This window comes from Pseudomonas sp. CROZ-RG-20F-R04-15 (assembly GCF_022662375.1).
In the GTDB taxonomy this organism is placed as follows: Bacteria; Pseudomonadota; Gammaproteobacteria; order Pseudomonadales; family Pseudomonadaceae; genus Aquipseudomonas.
In genome coordinates this window covers 16,625-31,478 of sequence record NZ_JAKNQL010000005.1, presented here as the reverse complement: position 1 = coordinate 31,478, position 14,854 = coordinate 16,625, and the positions used below count along the sequence as shown (strand labels likewise).

General features: G+C 54.3%; 26 protein-coding genes. All 26 read right to left on the bottom strand.

Annotated elements, in window-relative coordinates:
* Positions 1–79: 79 nt before the first annotated feature.
* The 26 genes from rpmJ to rpsG all read right to left on the bottom strand — a co-directional run bounded on the left by rpmJ (position 80) and on the right by rpsG (position 14,775).
* The gene (rpmJ, locus tag L8H52_RS09660; protein WP_002555468.1) at positions 80–196 is read right to left on the bottom strand and encodes a 50S ribosomal protein L36; all 117 of its coding nucleotides are present in this window, start codon (positions 194–196) and stop codon (positions 80–82) included.
* 27 nt (positions 197–223) lie between these two features.
* The gene (gene secY, locus L8H52_RS09655) at positions 224–1,552 is read right to left on the bottom strand and encodes a preprotein translocase subunit SecY (RefSeq protein WP_003228718.1); all 1,329 of its coding nucleotides are present in this window, start codon (positions 1,550–1,552) and stop codon (positions 224–226) included.
* Positions 1,553–1,990, bottom strand: coding sequence for a 50S ribosomal protein L15 (rplO, locus tag L8H52_RS09650; protein WP_003228720.1), 438 nt, complete (start codon positions 1,988–1,990; stop codon positions 1,553–1,555). It lies immediately after the preceding gene.
* A gap of 3 nt (positions 1,991–1,993) precedes the next feature.
* A complete protein-coding gene (gene rpmD, locus L8H52_RS09645; protein ID WP_003176408.1) occupies positions 1,994–2,170 on the bottom strand; it encodes a 50S ribosomal protein L30 in 177 nt (58 codons plus the stop codon).
* A 2-nt stretch (positions 2,171–2,172) separates the two neighbouring features.
* On the bottom strand, positions 2,173–2,673 hold the full coding sequence (gene rpsE / locus L8H52_RS09640) for a 30S ribosomal protein S5 (protein WP_003186035.1): 501 nt from the start codon (positions 2,671–2,673) through the stop codon (positions 2,173–2,175).
* 3 nt (positions 2,674–2,676) lie between these two features.
* Entirely contained in the window at positions 2,677–3,027 is a 351-nt protein-coding gene (rplR, locus tag L8H52_RS09635) for a 50S ribosomal protein L18 (RefSeq protein ID WP_003186037.1), read from the bottom strand.
* Between the two features lie 10 nt (positions 3,028–3,037).
* The gene (gene rplF / locus L8H52_RS09630; protein WP_003176412.1) at positions 3,038–3,571 is read right to left on the bottom strand and encodes a 50S ribosomal protein L6; all 534 of its coding nucleotides are present in this window, start codon (positions 3,569–3,571) and stop codon (positions 3,038–3,040) included.
* Between the two features lie 12 nt (positions 3,572–3,583).
* Entirely contained in the window at positions 3,584–3,976 is a 393-nt protein-coding gene (gene rpsH / locus L8H52_RS09625) for a 30S ribosomal protein S8 (RefSeq protein WP_007918458.1), read from the bottom strand.
* A 209-nt stretch (positions 3,977–4,185) separates the two neighbouring features.
* The gene (rpsN, locus tag L8H52_RS09620) at positions 4,186–4,491 is read right to left on the bottom strand and encodes a 30S ribosomal protein S14 (RefSeq protein WP_003228726.1); all 306 of its coding nucleotides are present in this window, start codon (positions 4,489–4,491) and stop codon (positions 4,186–4,188) included.
* Between the two features lie 13 nt (positions 4,492–4,504).
* The gene (gene rplE / locus L8H52_RS09615) at positions 4,505–5,044 is read right to left on the bottom strand and encodes a 50S ribosomal protein L5 (protein ID WP_003176415.1); all 540 of its coding nucleotides are present in this window, start codon (positions 5,042–5,044) and stop codon (positions 4,505–4,507) included.
* A gap of 20 nt (positions 5,045–5,064) precedes the next feature.
* Positions 5,065–5,379 carry a 50S ribosomal protein L24 gene (gene rplX / locus L8H52_RS09610; RefSeq protein WP_008081905.1) on the bottom strand — a complete coding sequence of 105 codons (315 nt, stop codon included), beginning with the start codon at positions 5,377–5,379 and terminating at the stop codon, positions 5,065–5,067.
* 11 nt (positions 5,380–5,390) lie between these two features.
* Complete coding sequence (gene rplN, locus L8H52_RS09605; RefSeq protein ID WP_002555479.1) at positions 5,391–5,759, bottom strand: 50S ribosomal protein L14; 369 nt, start codon at positions 5,757–5,759, stop codon at positions 5,391–5,393.
* Between the two features lie 23 nt (positions 5,760–5,782).
* Positions 5,783–6,049: a 30S ribosomal protein S17 gene (gene rpsQ / locus L8H52_RS09600; RefSeq protein ID WP_003194644.1), complete on the bottom strand. Its 267-nt coding sequence runs from the start codon at positions 6,047–6,049 to the stop codon at positions 5,783–5,785.
* Between the two features lie 2 nt (positions 6,050–6,051).
* On the bottom strand, positions 6,052–6,243 hold the full coding sequence (gene rpmC, locus L8H52_RS09595; protein WP_002555481.1) for a 50S ribosomal protein L29: 192 nt from the start codon (positions 6,241–6,243) through the stop codon (positions 6,052–6,054).
* Positions 6,243–6,656: a 50S ribosomal protein L16 gene (rplP, locus tag L8H52_RS09590; protein ID WP_007896757.1), complete on the bottom strand. Its 414-nt coding sequence runs from the start codon at positions 6,654–6,656 to the stop codon at positions 6,243–6,245. Before rplP ends, rpmC begins: the two co-directional genes overlap by 1 nt.
* A 12-nt stretch (positions 6,657–6,668) precedes the next feature.
* On the bottom strand, positions 6,669–7,355 hold the full coding sequence (gene rpsC, locus L8H52_RS09585) for a 30S ribosomal protein S3 (RefSeq protein ID WP_003176422.1): 687 nt from the start codon (positions 7,353–7,355) through the stop codon (positions 6,669–6,671).
* Positions 7,356–7,368: 13 nt separating this feature from the next.
* Entirely contained in the window at positions 7,369–7,701 is a 333-nt protein-coding gene (gene rplV / locus L8H52_RS09580) for a 50S ribosomal protein L22 (RefSeq protein ID WP_003103908.1), read from the bottom strand.
* A gap of 11 nt (positions 7,702–7,712) precedes the next feature.
* On the bottom strand, positions 7,713–7,988 hold the full coding sequence (gene rpsS, locus L8H52_RS09575; RefSeq protein WP_011336172.1) for a 30S ribosomal protein S19: 276 nt from the start codon (positions 7,986–7,988) through the stop codon (positions 7,713–7,715).
* A 16-nt stretch (positions 7,989–8,004) separates the two neighbouring features.
* Positions 8,005–8,829, bottom strand: coding sequence for a 50S ribosomal protein L2 (gene rplB / locus L8H52_RS09570; protein WP_003228734.1), 825 nt, complete (start codon positions 8,827–8,829; stop codon positions 8,005–8,007).
* 14 nt (positions 8,830–8,843) lie between these two features.
* Complete coding sequence (gene rplW, locus L8H52_RS09565) at positions 8,844–9,143, bottom strand: 50S ribosomal protein L23 (protein ID WP_002555488.1); 300 nt, start codon at positions 9,141–9,143, stop codon at positions 8,844–8,846.
* Positions 9,140–9,742, bottom strand: a complete 603-nt coding sequence (rplD, locus tag L8H52_RS09560; protein WP_007918468.1) for a 50S ribosomal protein L4 — start codon at positions 9,740–9,742, stop codon at positions 9,140–9,142. Before rplD ends, rplW begins: the two co-directional genes overlap by 4 nt.
* Before the next feature lie 12 nt (positions 9,743–9,754).
* Positions 9,755–10,390, bottom strand: a complete 636-nt coding sequence (gene rplC / locus L8H52_RS09555) for a 50S ribosomal protein L3 (RefSeq protein ID WP_003228738.1) — start codon at positions 10,388–10,390, stop codon at positions 9,755–9,757.
* An 80-nt stretch (positions 10,391–10,470) separates the two neighbouring features.
* Complete coding sequence (gene rpsJ / locus L8H52_RS09550; protein ID WP_003186070.1) at positions 10,471–10,782, bottom strand: 30S ribosomal protein S10; 312 nt, start codon at positions 10,780–10,782, stop codon at positions 10,471–10,473.
* Positions 10,783–10,940: 158 nt separating this feature from the next.
* Positions 10,941–12,134 (bottom strand): elongation factor Tu, encoded by a 1,194-nt coding sequence (tuf, locus tag L8H52_RS09545; RefSeq protein ID WP_007918472.1) that lies wholly within the window; start codon positions 12,132–12,134, stop codon positions 10,941–10,943.
* A 31-nt stretch (positions 12,135–12,165) separates the two neighbouring features.
* The gene (fusA, locus tag L8H52_RS09540; RefSeq protein WP_242206869.1) at positions 12,166–14,271 is read right to left on the bottom strand and encodes an elongation factor G; all 2,106 of its coding nucleotides are present in this window, start codon (positions 14,269–14,271) and stop codon (positions 12,166–12,168) included.
* Between the two features lie 30 nt (positions 14,272–14,301).
* Positions 14,302–14,775: a 30S ribosomal protein S7 gene (rpsG, locus tag L8H52_RS09535; RefSeq protein WP_007916467.1), complete on the bottom strand. Its 474-nt coding sequence runs from the start codon at positions 14,773–14,775 to the stop codon at positions 14,302–14,304.
* Positions 14,776–14,854 lie beyond the last annotated feature (79 nt).

The window sequence follows — 14,854 nt, the reverse complement described above, 5'->3', positions numbered from 1 at the left end:
GGCGCGAGATAATATCGCTGTAATAACAAATAATCAACCCGGTAGCGCACTAGCTACCGGGCTTGAAGCACAATCACACTCAGCCTTGGCGCTGTTTGTGACGCGGTTCCGCGCTGCAAATTACTCGAACAACACCTTCGCGGCGAATAATCTTGCAGTTACGGCACAGCTTTTTCACCGATGCACGAACTTTCATCACCAACTCCTCGAACCTTATGGGTACTCAGCGCAACATGCCGCTGCCGTAACCCTTCAGGTTGGCTTTCTTCATCAGGGATTCGTACTGGTGCGAAACGAGGTGCGATTGTACTTGGGACATGAAGTCCATCACAACCACGACCACGATCAGCAACGAGGTCCCGCCAAGGTAGAACGGAACGTTTGCTGCAACCACCAGGAACTGGGGCAACAGGCACACGGCCGTCATGTAAAGAGCACCGAACATGGTCAAGCGGGTCAGAACGCCATCAATATAGCGTGCAGACTGCTCACCTGGACGGATGCCCGGAATAAAGGCACCGGACTTCTTCAGGTTTTCCGCTACGTCTTTCGGATTGAACATCAACGCCGTATAGAAGAAGCAGAAGAAAATAATCCCTGCACTAAACAGCAGAATATTCAACGGCTGACCAGGAGCGATCGACTGCGAGATGTCCTGCAACCAGCCCATACCTTCAGACTGACCGAACCAGGCACCCAACGAAGCCGGGAACAGCAAAATGCTGCTCGCGAAAATAGCCGGAATAACACCGGCCATGTTCACCTTAAGCGGCAAGTGGCTTGTCTGTGCAGCAAAAACCTTGCGGCCCTGCTGACGCTTGGCGTAGTGAACAGCAATACGACGCTGACCACGCTCAATGAACACCACAAAACCGATAATCGCTACTGCCAGCAAACCGATGGCAACCAAGGCGAAGATGTTGATATCACCCTGACGCGCAGACTCGAAAGACTGCCCGATTGCTCTCGGAAGACCGGCGACGATACCCGAAAAAATCAACATCGAGATACCGTTGCCTACACCACGCTCAGTAATCTGCTCACCCAGCCACATCATGAACATCGCACCAGCCACAAACGTGGATACCGCGACGAAATGGAAGCCAAAGTCACCAGTGAACGCAACGCCCTGCCCCGCCAGACCAATGGACATGCCAATAGCCTGAACGAGAGCGAGGACGACGGTGCCGTAGCGGGTGTACTGGCTGATCTTGCGACGGCCAGCTTCACCTTCCTTCTTCAACTGCTCCAGCTGCGGGCTGACGGCGGTCATCAGTTGCATGATGATCGATGCCGAAATGTACGGCATGATCCCCAGTGCAAAGATGCTCATCCGTTCCAGCGCGCCGCCGGAGAACATGTTGAACAAGCTAAGAATGGTCCCCTCATTCTGTCGAAACAGGTCTGCGAGTCGGTCCGGGTTGATACCTGGAACCGGGATGTGTGCGCCTATTCGGTAGACGATAATCGCCAGGAACAGAAAACGCAGACGAGCCCAGAGTTCAGACATACCGCCTTTGCCGAGCGCAGAGAGAGCACCTTGCTTAGCCATTTATTCCTCGAACTTGCCGCCAGCTGCTTCGATAGCCGCACGCGCACCTTTGGTGGCGCCGATTCCCTTGCCGATAGTGACAGCGCGAGTCACTTCACCGGACAGCATGATTTTCACACGCTGTACGTTGACGTTGATCACGTTGGCATCTTTCAGGGACTGCACGGTGACGATGTCGCCTTCCACTTTAGCCAGCTCGGACAGACGCACTTCTGCGCGGTCCATGGCTTTCAGGGAAACGAAACCGAACTTCGGCAGGCGACGATGCAGCGGCTGTTGACCGCCTTCAAAGCCTGGAGCAATGGTGCCACCGGAGCGGGAGGTTTGACCTTTGTGGCCACGGCCACCAGTCTTACCCAAACCGCTACCGATACCACGGCCCGGACGATGCTTTTCGCGACGGGAACCCGGCGCTGGACTCAGATCATTGAGTTTCATCGATTAACCCTCGACACGCAGCATGTAGTAAGCCTTGTTGATCATCCCGCGATTCTCGGGAGTATCCTGGACTTCTACAGTGTGACCGATGCGACGCAGACCCAGACCCTTAACGCACAATTTGTGGTTAGGGATGCGGCCGGTCATGCTTTTGATCAGCGTTACTTTAACGGTAGCCATGATCAGAAGATCTCCTTGACGCTTTTGCCACGCTTGGCGGCAATGGATTCAGGAGACTGCATTGCTTTCAAACCTTTGAAAGTGGCGTGAACCACGTTTACCGGGTTAGTCGAGCCGTAGCACTTGGCCAGAACGTTCTGAACGCCAGCAACTTCAAGGACAGCACGCATAGCGCCGCCAGCGATGATACCGGTACCTTCAGAAGCAGGCTGCATGTACACCTTCGAAGCGCCGTGAGCGGACTTCATTGCGTACTGCAGAGTGGTGCCGTTCAGATCAACTTGGATCATGTTGCGGCGAGCAGCTTCCATTGCCTTCTGGATCGCAGCAGGCACTTCACGCGACTTGCCACGGCCGAAGCCAACACGCCCTTTACCATCACCAACCACGGTCAACGCGGTGAAAGTGAAGATACGGCCGCCTTTAACGGTTTTGGCTACGCGGTTAACTTGAACCAGCTTCTCAATGTAGCCTTCGTCGCGCTTTTGGTCGTTATTTGACATAACTTAGAACTCCAGCCCAGCTTCACGAGCAGCATCAGCCAGCGCTTTCACGCGACCGTGGTACTTGAAGCCAGAGCGGTCGAAAGCCACTTGCGAGACGCCAGCGGCCTTAGCACGCGTAGCGACCAGCTGGCCAACCTTTGTGGCCGCGTCGATGTTGCCAGTGGCACCATCACGCAGTTCTTTATCCAAAGTCGAGGCGCTTGCCAGGACCTTGTTGCCGTCGGCCGAGATGACCTGGGCGTAGATGTGCTGCGACGAGCGGAACACGCAGAGACGCACGACTTCGAGTTCGTGCATTTTCAGGCGTGCTTTGCGAGCGCGACGCAGTCGAGTAACTTTTTTGTCGGTCATTTGCTATGCCCTACTTCTTCTTGGCTTCTTTACGACGGACGACTTCGTCCGCGTAGCGCACACCTTTGCCTTTGTACGGCTCTGGTGGACGGAAGTCGCGGATCTCAGCGGCCACTTGACCTACCAGCTGCTTGTCGATGCCCTTGATCAGGATATCGGTCTGGCTAGGAGTCTCAGCGGTGATGCCTTCCGGCAGTTCGTAATCCACTGGGTGCGAGAAGCCAAGGGCCAGGTTCAGAACCGTGCCTTTTGCTTGCGCCTTGTAACCAACACCGACCAGCTGGAGCTTGCGCTCGAAGCCTTGGCTTACGCCTTGGACCATGTTGTTTACCAACGCACGCGTGGTACCTGCCATTGCGCGAGTTTGTTGATCGCCATTGCGAGCAGCGAAACGCAGCTCACCAGCTTCTTCAACGATCTCAACGGACGAATGGATGTTCAGTTCAAGAGTACCCTTGGCACCCTTCACCGAAAGCTGTTGGCCTGCGAATTTTACTTCGACACCGGCTGGCAGCTTAACGGGGTTCTTAGCGACGCGAGACATGCTTATCCCCCCTTAGAACACAGTGCAAAGAACTTCGCCGCCGACACCGGCAGCGCGCGCAGCACGATCCGTCATCACACCTTTGTTGGTGGAGACGATAGACACGCCAAGACCGCCACGAACTTTCGGCAGATCTTCAACGGACTTGTACTGACGCAGGCCTGGACGACTAACGCGCTTCACTTCTTCGATAACCGGACGGCCTTCGAAGTACTTCAGCTCGATGGACAACGACGGCTTAGCGTCGGTGGTGATCTGAAAATCCGCGATGTAACCTTCGTCCTTCAGGACTTTTGCTACAGCCACCTTCAACGTGGAAGACGGCATGCTTACGACAGACTTTTCAGCCATCTGGGCATTACGGATTCGAGTTAGCATGTCCGCTAACGGGTCCTGCATACTCATGGGCTAGACGCTCCTAATACAGAAAAATTAGCCTTGCGGCTACTACTTGTCGCCGAGAACTTCCGGGCATGAAAAACACGGGCTCAGGCGAGCCGGTCATTCTAGACACACCCCAGAAATGAATCAAGCCCCAAAAGGGGCTTGATTCAGATTCAAGGCCACCGATGGTCAGGTTCTTGCGAACCCGAACATCGAGACTTTGACAGCAATTACCAGCTGGCTTTAACCAGACCTGGTACGTCACCACGCATTGCAGCTTCACGCAACTTGTTACGGCCAAGGCCGAACTTGCGGTAAACGCCGTGCGGACGACCAGTCAGGCGGCAACGGTTACGCATGCGCGAAGCGCTTGCGTCACGTGGTTGCTTCTGCAGAGCTACGGTAGCTTCCCAACGCGCTTCTGGACTTGCGTTCAGATCGACGATGATAGCTTTCAGCGCTGCACGCTTGGTGGCGTACTTGGCAACAGTGAGCTGACGCTTCAGCTCACGGTTTTTCATGCTCTTCTTGGCCATTTTCCTACTCCAATCAGTTGCGGAACGGGAATTTGAAAGCACGCAGCAGAGCGCGGCCTTCATCATCGTTCTTGGCAGTGGTGGTCAGGGTAATGTCCAGACCGCGGAGAGCATCGATCTTGTCGTAGTCGATTTCCGGGAAAATGATCTGCTCTTTCACGCCCATGCTGTAGTTACCACGACCATCGAAGGACTTGGCATTCAGGCCGCGGAAGTCGCGAACCCGAGGCAGGGAGATCGACAGCAGACGATCCAGGAACTCATACATACGCTCACGGCGCAGAGTCACCTTGACGCCGATCGGCCATCCTTCACGGACTTTAAAGCCAGCGATGGATTTACGAGCGTAGGTCACAACGACTTTTTGGCCGGTGATCTTTTCCAGGTCAGCAACAGCATGCTCGATGACTTTTTTGTCACCAACAGCTTCGCCCAGACCCATGTTCAGGGTGATTTTTGTAACGCGTGGAACTTCCATCACGTTCGAAAGCTTAAGTTCTTCCTTAAGCTTCGGTGCGATTTCCTTCCAGTAAATCTCTTTTAGTCGTGCCATGGTCTTCTACCTAGCAGTGTTCAAGCATCAACCGCTTTTTGGGTCGACTTGAAGACACGAATTTTCTTGCCGTCTTCTACTTTGAAACCAACGCGGTCAGCCTTGTTGGTTTCGCCGTTGAAAATGGCGACGTTAGAAGCGTCCAGTGGAGCTTCTTTTTCGACGATACCGCCTTGCACGCCCGACATCGGGTTAGGCTTGGTATGACGCTTGACCAGGTTCAGACCGCTAATAACCAGACGGTTATTAGCAAGAACCTTAAGCACCTTACCGCGCTTACCTTTGTCTTTGCCGGCGATCACGATGATCTCGTCGTCACGACGAATCTTTTGCATGTCGGATCTCCTTACAGCACTTCTGGGGCGAGCGAGACGATCTTCATGAACTTCTCAGTACGAAGTTCACGGGTCACTGGCCCAAAGATACGGGTGCCGATCGGCTCTTGCTTGTTGTTCAAAAGAACAGCAGCGTTGCCATCAAAGCGGATAATGGAGCCATCAGCACGACGTACGCCGTGACGAGTGCGGACTACAACTGCAGTCATCACTTGGCCTTTTTTCACTTTACCGCGAGGAATTGCTTCCTTCACGGTAACTTTGATGATGTCACCGATACCAGCGTAACGACGATGGGAGCCACCCAGCACCTTGATGCACATAACACGGCGAGCGCCGCTGTTATCGGCCACATCGAGCATGGATTGAGTCTGAATCATATAATTTCTCCGACCCCTAGTCCTTAGACTTCCACAGCGCGTTCGAGAACATCAACCAGCGCCCAAGACTTGGTCTTGGCCATAGGACGAGTTTCACGAATAGTGACTTTGTCGCCGATGTGGCACTGGTTGGTTTCGTCGTGCGCGTGCAGCTTAGTCGAACGCTTAACGTATTTACCGTAGATCGGGTGCTTTACGCGACGCTCGATCAATACGGTGATGGTTTTGTCCATCTTGTCGCTGACAACACGGCCAGTCAGCGTACGGACAGTTTTTTCGGCTTCAGCCATGATCACTTACCTGCCTGCTGGTTGAGCACAGTCTTCACGCGAGCGATGTCACGCTTAACTTGCGAGAGCAGATGAGACTGCCCCAACTGGCCAGTTGCTTTCTGCATACGCAGATTGAACTGGTCGCGCAGCAAGCCGAGCAGTTGCTCGTTCAGCTGCTGTGCGGATTTTTCACGAAGTTCATTCGCTTTCATCACATCACCGTCCGTTTAACAAAGGCGGTGGCGAGCGGCAGCTTTGCAGCAGCCAGGGCAAAAGCCTCACGCGCCAGCTCTTCAGAAACACCCTCGATTTCATACAGGACTTTGCCTGGCTGAATCTGGGCAACCCAGTACTCCACACTACCCTTACCTTTACCCATACGAACTTCGAGGGGCTTTTTGGAAATAGGCTTGTCCGGGAATACACGGATCCAGATCTTGCCGCCACGTTTAACGTGACGGGTCAGAGCACGACGCGCTGACTCGATCTGACGAGCGGTGAGACGACCACGAGCTACAGACTTCAGCGCGAACTCGCCGAAGCTGACTTTGCTACCGCGCTGAGCCAGACCACGGTTGTGGCCTGTCATCTGCTTGCGGAACTTCGTACGCTTAGGTTGCAACATTTGGCGTACCCCTTACTTAGCAGCTTTTTTACGAGGCGCTGGTGCTTGTGGTTTCAGCTCTTCTTGGCGACCACCAATTACTTCGCCTTTGAAGATCCAAACCTTTACACCGATCACACCGTAAGTGGTGTGAGCTTCGTAGTTGGCATAGTCGATGTCGGCACGCAGGGTGTGCAATGGCACACGACCTTCGCGATACCATTCAGTACGTGCGATTTCAGCACCGCCGAGACGACCGCTCACTTGGATTTTGATGCCCTTGGCACCAATGCGCATTGCGTTCTGAACTGCACGCTTCATAGCGCGACGGAACATTACACGACGCTCCAGCTGCTGAGCTACGCTCTGCGCAACCAGCATACCGTCGAGTTCCGGCTTGCGGATCTCTTCGATATTGATGTGCACAGGCACACCCATTTGCTTGGTCAGGTCCTGACGCAGTTTCTCAACATCTTCACCTTTCTTCCCGATAACGATACCTGGACGAGCGGTGTGGATGGTGATACGTGCAGTTTGGGCCGGACGATGGATATCGATACGGCTTACGGACGCGCTTTTTAGTTTGTCTTGGAGATACTCACGCACTTTCAGATCTGCGAACAAGTAGTCCGCATAAGTCCGACCGTCTGCGTACCAGACGGAGGTGTGCTCCTTGACGATTCCCAGGCGAATGCCAATGGGATGTACTTTCTGACCCATCTCTTCGACTCCGTTACTTGTCAGCAACCTTGACAGTGATATGGCAAGACCGCTTGACGATGCGATCAGCACGGCCTTTGGCACGTGGCATGATGCGCTTCAGCGAACGCCCTTCGTTGACGAAAACGGTGCTGACCTTCAGGTCATCAACGTCTGCGCCTTCGTTATGCTCGGCGTTGGCTACGGCCGACTCCAGCACTTTCTTCATGATCTCGGCGGCTTTCTTACTGCTGAAAGCCAACAAGTTGAGCGCTTCGCCCACCTTCTTCCCGCGGATCTGGTCGGCGACCAAGCGGGCTTTCTGGGCGGAGATTCGAGCGCCCGACAACTTAGCGGCTACTTCCATTTCCTAACCCCTTAACGCTTGGCTTTCTTGTCAGCCACGTGCCCGCGATAGTTGCGGGTACCGGCGAACTCGCCCAGTTTGTGGCCGACCATGTCTTCGTTAACGAGAACTGGGACGTGCTGACGACCGTTGTGTACTGCGATGGTCAGACCGACCATTTGTGGCAGGATCATCGAACGACGCGACCAAGTCTTAATTGGTTTGCGATCGTTCTTTTCCGCCGCCACTTCGATCTTCTTCAGTAGGTGAAGATCAATAAAAGGACCTTTTTTCAGAGAACGTGGCACTGTCGTATCCCTCTATTTACTTGCGACGACGGACGATCATTTTGTCGGTACGCTTATTACCACGAGTCTTCGCGCCCTTAGTCGGGAAGCCCCATGGCGATACCGGATGACGACCACCAGAGGTACGACCTTCACCACCACCATGTGGGTGGTCAACCGGGTTCATGGCAACACCACGAACGGTTGGGCGAACGCCACGCCAGCGCTTGGCACCAGCTTTACCCAGCGAACGCAGGCTGTGCTCGGAGTTCGAGACTTCGCCCAGGGTCGCACGGCATTCAGCCAGGACTTTACGCATTTCACCGGAACGCAGACGCAGGGTAACGTAAACGCCTTCACGAGCGATCAGCTGAGCCGAAGCACCAGCGGAACGAGCGATCTGTGCGCCTTTACCTGGCTTCAGTTCGATGCCGTGTACGGTAGAACCCACTGGAATGTTGCGCAGTTGCAGAGCGTTGCCTGGCTTGATTGGAGCCAGAGCGCCTGCGATCAGCTGGTCGCCAGCACTCACGCCTTTAGGGGCGATGATGTAGCGGCGCTCGCCGTCTGCGTAGCAGAGCAGTGCGATGTGAGCAGTACGGTTTGGATCGTATTCGATACGCTCGACAGTGGCGACGATGCCATCTTTGTCGTTGCGACGGAAATCGACCATACGATAATGCTGCTTATGACCACCACCGATGTGACGCGTGGTAATACGGCCATTGTTGTTACGACCACCAGTCTTCGATTTTTTCTCGAGCAGCGGTGCGTGAGGAGCGCCTTTATGCAGCTCCTGGTTGACCACCTTGACCACAAAACGGCGGCCAGGGGAAGTCGGTTTGCATTTAACGATTGCCATGATGCACCCCTTCCTTACTCAGCACTGCTGCTGAAATCGAGATCTTGGCCTGGCTGAAGGGAGATAACTGCCTTCTTCCAGTCATTACGCTTGCCCAGACCGCGAGCAGTGCGCTTGCTCTTACCCAGAACATTCAGGGTAGTGACGCGCTCTACTTTCACGCTGAACAGGCTTTCGACGGCCTTCTTGATTTCCAGCTTGGTTGCGTCAGTAGCAACCTTGAAAACGAACTGGCCTTTCTTGTCTGCCAGAACCGTAGCCTTCTCGGAAACGTGCGGGCCAAGCAGAACTTTAAATACGCGTTCCTGGTTCATCCCAGCAGCTCCTCGAATTTCTTCACGGCCGACACGGTGATCAACACCTTGTCGTATGCGATCAGACTAACTGGATCGGAACCTTGAACGTCACGTACATCTACGTGCGGCAGGTTACGAGCAGCCAGGTACAGGTTCTGATCAACAGCGTCCGACACGATCAAAACGTCGGTCAGGCTCATGTTGTTCAGCTTGCCCAGCAGATCTTTGGTTTTCGGAGTTTCAACAGCGAAATCCTGAACCACGACCAGACGATCAGTACGCACCAGCTCAGCAAGGATGGAACGCATTGCTGCGCGATACATCTTCTTGTTCAGCTTCTGGGAGTGATCCTGTGGACGTGCTGCAAAAGTGGTACCGCCGCCACGCCAGATTGGGCTACGGATAGTACCGGCACGAGCACGGCCAGTACCTTTCTGACGCCATGGGCGCTTACCGCCACCACGAACGTCGGAACGGGTCTTTTGCTGCTTGGTACCTTGACGGCCGCCGGCCATGTAGGCCACGACTGCTTGGTGAACCAGCGTCTCGTTGAATTCGCCGCCAAATGTCAGTTCGGAAACTTCGATCGCTTGAGCGTCATTTACATTTAATTGCATGTCAGCTTCCCCTTAACCGCGAGCCTTGGCTGCTGGACGTACAACCAGGTTGCCGCCAGTAGCGCCAGGAACAGCACCCTTGACCAACAACAGATTGCGTTCAGCGTCCACGCGCACTACTTCCAGGGACTGCACGGTCACGCGCTCAGCGCCCATATGACCGGACATTTTCTTGCCCTTGAATACACGACCAGGAGTCTGGCACTGGCCGATAGAGCCTGGGACGCGGTGGGATACGGAGTTACCGTGGGTATTATCTTGCCCGCGGAAATTCCAACGCTTGATCGTACCCTGGAAGCCTTTACCCTTGGACTGACCGGTTACATCAACCAGTTGACCAGCGGCGAAGATTTCAGCGTTGATCAGATCGCCAGCCTGGTACTCGCCTTCTTCAAGACGGAATTCCATGGTAGTGCGACCAGCGGCAACGTTCGCTTTAGCGAAGTGGCCAGCCTGAGCTGCTGTTACACGCGAAGCACGACGCTCGCCGACAGTGACTTGCACTGCACGATAGCCATCGGTCTCTTCAGTTTTGAACTGGGTGACGCGATTCGGCTCGATCTCAATGACCGTGACCGGAATGGAGACACCTTCTTCGGTGAAAATACGGGTCATACCGCATTTACGACCGACTACACCAATAGTCATGTTGTAAACCTCATGAGTGTACGGGGCTTTCACCCGCTATGGCCGCCCATTTCAGAGCGTTACACGACTAAGACCGAGTCTTAGCCGAGGCTGATCTGCACTTCCACACCAGCCGCAAGATCAAGCTTCATAAGAGCATCAACGGTTTTATCCGTTGGCTGGACGATGTCCAGAACGCGCTTATGAGTGCGGATTTCGTACTGGTCGCGCGCGTCTTTGTTGACGTGCGGGGAAACCAGAACGGTGAACCGCTCTTTACGGGTAGGCAGTGGAATTGGACCACGCACTTGAGCACCAGTACGTTTCGCGGTTTCCACGATTTCCTGGGTTGATTGGTCGATCAGGCGATGGTCGAAAGCCTTCAACCTGATACGGATTTGCTGATTTTGCATTGGATTTCAGACTCCGGCTGCTATTCCCACCGAGCGCAATACGCCCGTTAAAAGGAGGCGCAATTCTATAGACGCCCCAGATAGGTGTCAACCCAATAAAAAAGCCCCCGCTGAGCGGGGGCTTTTTCAAATCATCAAGCAATCTCTACAAAAGAGAATTAAGCGATGATTTTGGCTACGACGCCAGCGCCGACGGTACGACCGCCTTCACGGATAGCGAAACGCAGACCATCTTCCATTGCGATGGTTTTGATCAGGGTAACAGTCATCTGAATGTTGTCACCTGGCATTACCATTTCAACGCCTTCTGGCAGCTCGCAGTTACCAGTCACGTCAGTAGTACGGAAGTAGAACTGTGGACGGTAGCCTTTGAAGAACGGAGTATGACGGCCGCCTTCTTCCTTGCTCAGAACGTAAACTTCTGCGGTGAAAGTGGTGTGCGGCTTAACCGAACCCGGCTTAACCAGAACCTGACCACGCTCAACGTCGTCACGCTTGGTGCCACGCAGCAGAACGCCGCAGTTCTCGCCAGCACGACCTTCGTCGAGCAGCTTGCGGAACATTTCAACACCGGTGCAAGTAGTAACGGTGGTGTCACGCAGACCAACGATTTCCAGCGGATCTTGAACGCGAACGATACCGCGCTCGATACGACCAGTCACAACAGTACCGCGACCGGAGATCGAGAATACGTCTTCGATTGGCATCAGGAACGGCTTGTCGGTCACACGAACTGGTTCTGGGATGTAGCTGTCCAGAGTCTCAACCAGTTTCTTGACGGCAGTGGTGCCCATCTCGTTGTCGTCTTTGCCTTCCAGCGCCATACGAGCCGAACCGATGATGATTGGAGTGTCATCGCCCGGGAAGTCGTAAGTCGACAGCAGGTCGCGAACTTCCATCTCAACCAGTTCCAGCAGCTCAGCGTCGTCTACCAGGTCAGCCTTGTTCAGGAAAACCACGATGTACGGAACGCCAACCTGACGGGACAGCAGGATGTGCTCACGGGTTTGTGGCATCGGACCATCAGCGGCCGAGCAAACCAGAATAGCGCCGTCCATTTGAGCAGCACCGGTGATCATGTTCTTCACATAGTCAGCGTGACCTGGGCAGTCAACGTGAGCGTAGTGACGGATCTTCGAGTTGTACTCAACGTGTGCGGTGTTGATGGTGATACCGCGAGCTTTCTCTTCCGGTGCGCTGTCGATCTTGTCGAAGTCAACGATTGCGGAACCGAAAACTTCGGAGCAAACGCGAGTCAGAGCAGCAGTCAGAGTGGTTTTACCGTGGTCAACGTGACCGATGGTGCCAACGTTGACGTGCGGAAGGGAACGATCAAATTTTTCTTTAGCCACGACAATTAACTCCTAGCCTAAAGGGGCTGAATCAGCCTTGTTTTTTGGTTACGGATTCGACGATGTGCGACGGAGCCGTATCGTATTTTTTGAATTCCATAGAGTAGCTTGCGCGACCCTGAGACATGGAACGAACGTCGGTCGCATAACCGAACATCTCACCCAGTGGAACCTCGGCACGGATAACCTTGCCGGACACTGTGTCTTCCATACCCTGGATCATGCCGCGACGACGGTTAAGGTCGCCCATCACATCACCCATATAGTCTTCAGGCGTAACAACCTCTACAGCCATGATCGGCTCAAGCAACTCACCACCGCCCTTCTGGGCCAGTTGCTTGGTCGCCATGGAGGCAGCCACTTTAAACGCCATCTCGTTGGAGTCGACGTCGTGGTAAGAACCATCGAACACGGTAGCCTTCAGGCCGATCAGCGGATAGCCGGCAACAACGCCGTTCTTCATCTGCTCTTCGATACCCTTCTGGATAGCCGGGATGTATTCCTTAGGAACCACACCACCTACAACTTCGTTCACGAATTGCAGACCTTCCTGACCTTCGTCAGCAGGAGCAAAACGAATCCAGCAGTGACCGAACTGGCCGCGACCACCGGACTGACGAACGAACTTGCCTTCGATTTCACAGTTCTTCGTGATGCGCTCACGATACGAAACCTGAGGCTTGCCGATGTTGGCTTCGACGTTGAACTCACGGCGCATCCGGTCAACCAGGATGTCCAGGTGCAGCTCGCCCATGCCGGAGATGATCGTTTGACCAGTCTCTTCATCAGTCTTAACGCGGAAAGACGGGTCTTCCTGAGCAAGCTTGCCCAGAGCGATACCCATTTTTTCCTGGTCATCCTTGGTCTTAGGCTCAACGGCAACCGAAATAACCGGCTCCGGGAAGTCCATACGAACCAGGATGATTGGCTTGTCAGCGTTGCAGAGGGTTTCACCAGTGGTGACGTCCTTCATGCCGATCAGGGCCGCGATGTCGCCAGCGCGCACTTCCTTGATCTCTTCACGGGCGTTTGCGTGCATTTGCACCATACGACCCACGCGCTCTTTCTTGCCTTTAACCGAGTTGATCACGCCGTCGCCGGAGTTCAACACGCCCGAGTAAACGCGGACGAAGGTCAAAGTACCCACGAATGGGTCGGTAGCGATCTTGAACGCCAGAGCCGAGAACGGCTCCGCATCGTCTGCATGACGCTCCAGCTCGATTTCCTCGTTATCCGGGTCAGTACCCTTGATAGCAGGAATGTCGGTCGGTGCAGGCAGGAAGTCGATAACGGCGTCGAGAACCAGGGGAACACCCTTGTTCTTGAACGAAGAACCGCAAACAGCCAGAACGATTTCGCCGGCGATAGTACGCTGACGCAAAGCGGCTTTGATCTCTGCGATCGTCAGCTCTTCGCCTTCCAGGTACTTGTTCATCAGCTCTTCGTTGGCTTCGGCGGCAGCTTCAACCATGTTGTTGCGCCACTCTTCAGCCAGCTCTTGGAGCTCAGCAGGAATGTCCTTGCGAACAGGGACCATACCTTTGTCAGAGTCATTCCAGTAGACAGCTTGCATGTTGATCAGATCGATCTGACCCTGGAAGTTGTCTTCGGAACCGATAGCCAACTGGATTGGCACCGGAGTGTGACCCAGACGCTGCTTGATCTGACCGATCACGCGCAGGAAGTTGGCGCCAGCACGGTCCATCTTGTTTACGTAAACAAGACGTGGAACGCCGTACTTGTTGGCTTGACGCCATACGGTTTCCGACTGAGGCTCAACACCCGAAGTACCGCAGAACACAACGACAGCGCCGTCGAGTACGCGCAGGGAGCGTTCAACTTCAATAGTGAAGTCAACGTGGCCCGGGGTATCGATTACGTTGAAGCGATGCTCGTCTTTGTACTGCTTCTCGGAACCTTTCCAGAAGGCGGTAATAGCAGCAGAAGTAATGGTAATACCACGCTCCTGCTCCTGAACCATCCAGTCTGTGGTCGCGGCGCCGTCATGCACCTCGCCCATTTTGTGACTTTTGCCGGTGTAAAAAAGGACGCGCTCGGTGGTGGTGGTTTTACCAGCATCCACGTGAGCGACGATACCGATGTTACGGTAGCGGCTAATCGGAGTAGTACGAGCCATAAAGCCCTCGCAAAATTAGTGAAGCTAAAATTAGAAGCGGTAGTGCGAGAAAGCTTTGTTAGCTTCAGCCATACGGTGCACGTCTTCACGCTTCTTAACAGCAGCACCTTTACCTTCAGCAGCATCCAGCAGTTCGCCAGCCAAACGCAGAGCCATAGACTTCTCGCCACGCTTACGGGCGAAGTCTACCAACCAGCGCATTGCCAGAGCGTTACGACGGGAAGGACGAACCTCGACCGGAACCTGGTAAGTAGCACCACCAACGCGGCGCGACTTCACTTCGACCAGCGGAGCGATGGCGTCGAGTGCTTTTTCGAAGAGTTCCAGGGGATCGGTGCCAGCCTTACGGGTCGCAACGGTTTCCAGGGCACCATAAACGATACGCTCGGCAACGGCTTTCTTGCCGCTTTCCATAACGTGGTTCATGAATTTGGCGAGGATCTGGCTTCCGTATTTCGGATCGTCCAGAATCTCACGCTTTGCTGCTACGCGACGTCTTGGCATGATAAGCCCTCAAGCGGTCTTCAGGTTAGCTCGGGACAGATCCAATGGATGCGTGCCCGACCTTACTCTTATCGACTCA

Coding starts and splice junctions, on each gene's coding strand:
- rpmJ (WP_002555468.1), bottom strand. CDS start 196: ATGAAAGTTCGTGCATCGGTGAAAAAGCTGTGCCGTAACTGCAAGATT.
- secY (WP_003228718.1), bottom strand. CDS start 1,552: ATGGCTAAGCAAGGTGCTCTCTCTGCGCTCGGCAAAGGCGGTATGTCT.
- rplO (WP_003228720.1), bottom strand. CDS start 1,990: ATGAAACTCAATGATCTGAGTCCAGCGCCGGGTTCCCGTCGCGAAAAG.
- rpmD (WP_003176408.1), bottom strand. CDS start 2,170: ATGGCTACCGTTAAAGTAACGCTGATCAAAAGCATGACCGGCCGCATC.
- rpsE (WP_003186035.1), bottom strand. CDS start 2,673: ATGTCAAATAACGACCAAAAGCGCGACGAAGGCTACATTGAGAAGCTG.
- rplR (WP_003186037.1), bottom strand. CDS start 3,027: ATGACCGACAAAAAAGTTACTCGACTGCGTCGCGCTCGCAAAGCACGC.
- rplF (WP_003176412.1), bottom strand. CDS start 3,571: ATGTCTCGCGTCGCTAAGAACCCCGTTAAGCTGCCAGCCGGTGTCGAA.
- rpsH (WP_007918458.1), bottom strand. CDS start 3,976: ATGAGTATGCAGGACCCGTTAGCGGACATGCTAACTCGAATCCGTAAT.
- rpsN (WP_003228726.1), bottom strand. CDS start 4,491: ATGGCCAAGAAGAGCATGAAAAACCGTGAGCTGAAGCGTCAGCTCACT.
- rplE (WP_003176415.1), bottom strand. CDS start 5,044: ATGGCACGACTAAAAGAGATTTACTGGAAGGAAATCGCACCGAAGCTT.
- rplX (WP_008081905.1), bottom strand. CDS start 5,379: ATGCAAAAGATTCGTCGTGACGACGAGATCATCGTGATCGCCGGCAAA.
- rplN (WP_002555479.1), bottom strand. CDS start 5,759: ATGATTCAGACTCAATCCATGCTCGATGTGGCCGATAACAGCGGCGCT.
- rpsQ (WP_003194644.1), bottom strand. CDS start 6,049: ATGGCTGAAGCCGAAAAAACTGTCCGTACGCTGACTGGCCGTGTTGTC.
- rpmC (WP_002555481.1), bottom strand. CDS start 6,243: ATGAAAGCGAATGAACTTCGTGAAAAATCCGCACAGCAGCTGAACGAG.
- rplP (WP_007896757.1), bottom strand. CDS start 6,656: ATGTTGCAACCTAAGCGTACGAAGTTCCGCAAGCAGATGACAGGCCAC.
- rpsC (WP_003176422.1), bottom strand. CDS start 7,355: ATGGGTCAGAAAGTACATCCCATTGGCATTCGCCTGGGAATCGTCAAG.
- rplV (WP_003103908.1), bottom strand. CDS start 7,701: ATGGAAGTAGCCGCTAAGTTGTCGGGCGCTCGAATCTCCGCCCAGAAA.
- rplB (WP_003228734.1), bottom strand. CDS start 8,829: ATGGCAATCGTTAAATGCAAACCGACTTCCCCTGGCCGCCGTTTTGTG.
- rplW (WP_002555488.1), bottom strand. CDS start 9,143: ATGAACCAGGAACGCGTATTTAAAGTTCTGCTTGGCCCGCACGTTTCC.
- rplD (WP_007918468.1), bottom strand. CDS start 9,742: ATGCAATTAAATGTAAATGACGCTCAAGCGATCGAAGTTTCCGAACTG.
- rplC (WP_003228738.1), bottom strand. CDS start 10,390: ATGACTATTGGTGTAGTCGGTCGTAAATGCGGTATGACCCGTATTTTC.
- rpsJ (WP_003186070.1), bottom strand. CDS start 10,782: ATGCAAAATCAGCAAATCCGTATCAGGTTGAAGGCTTTCGACCATCGC.
- fusA (WP_242206869.1), bottom strand. CDS start 14,271: ATGGCTCGTACTACTCCGATTAGCCGCTACCGTAACATCGGTATCGTC.
- rpsG (WP_007916467.1), bottom strand. CDS start 14,775: ATGCCAAGACGTCGCGTAGCAGCAAAGCGTGAGATTCTGGACGATCCG.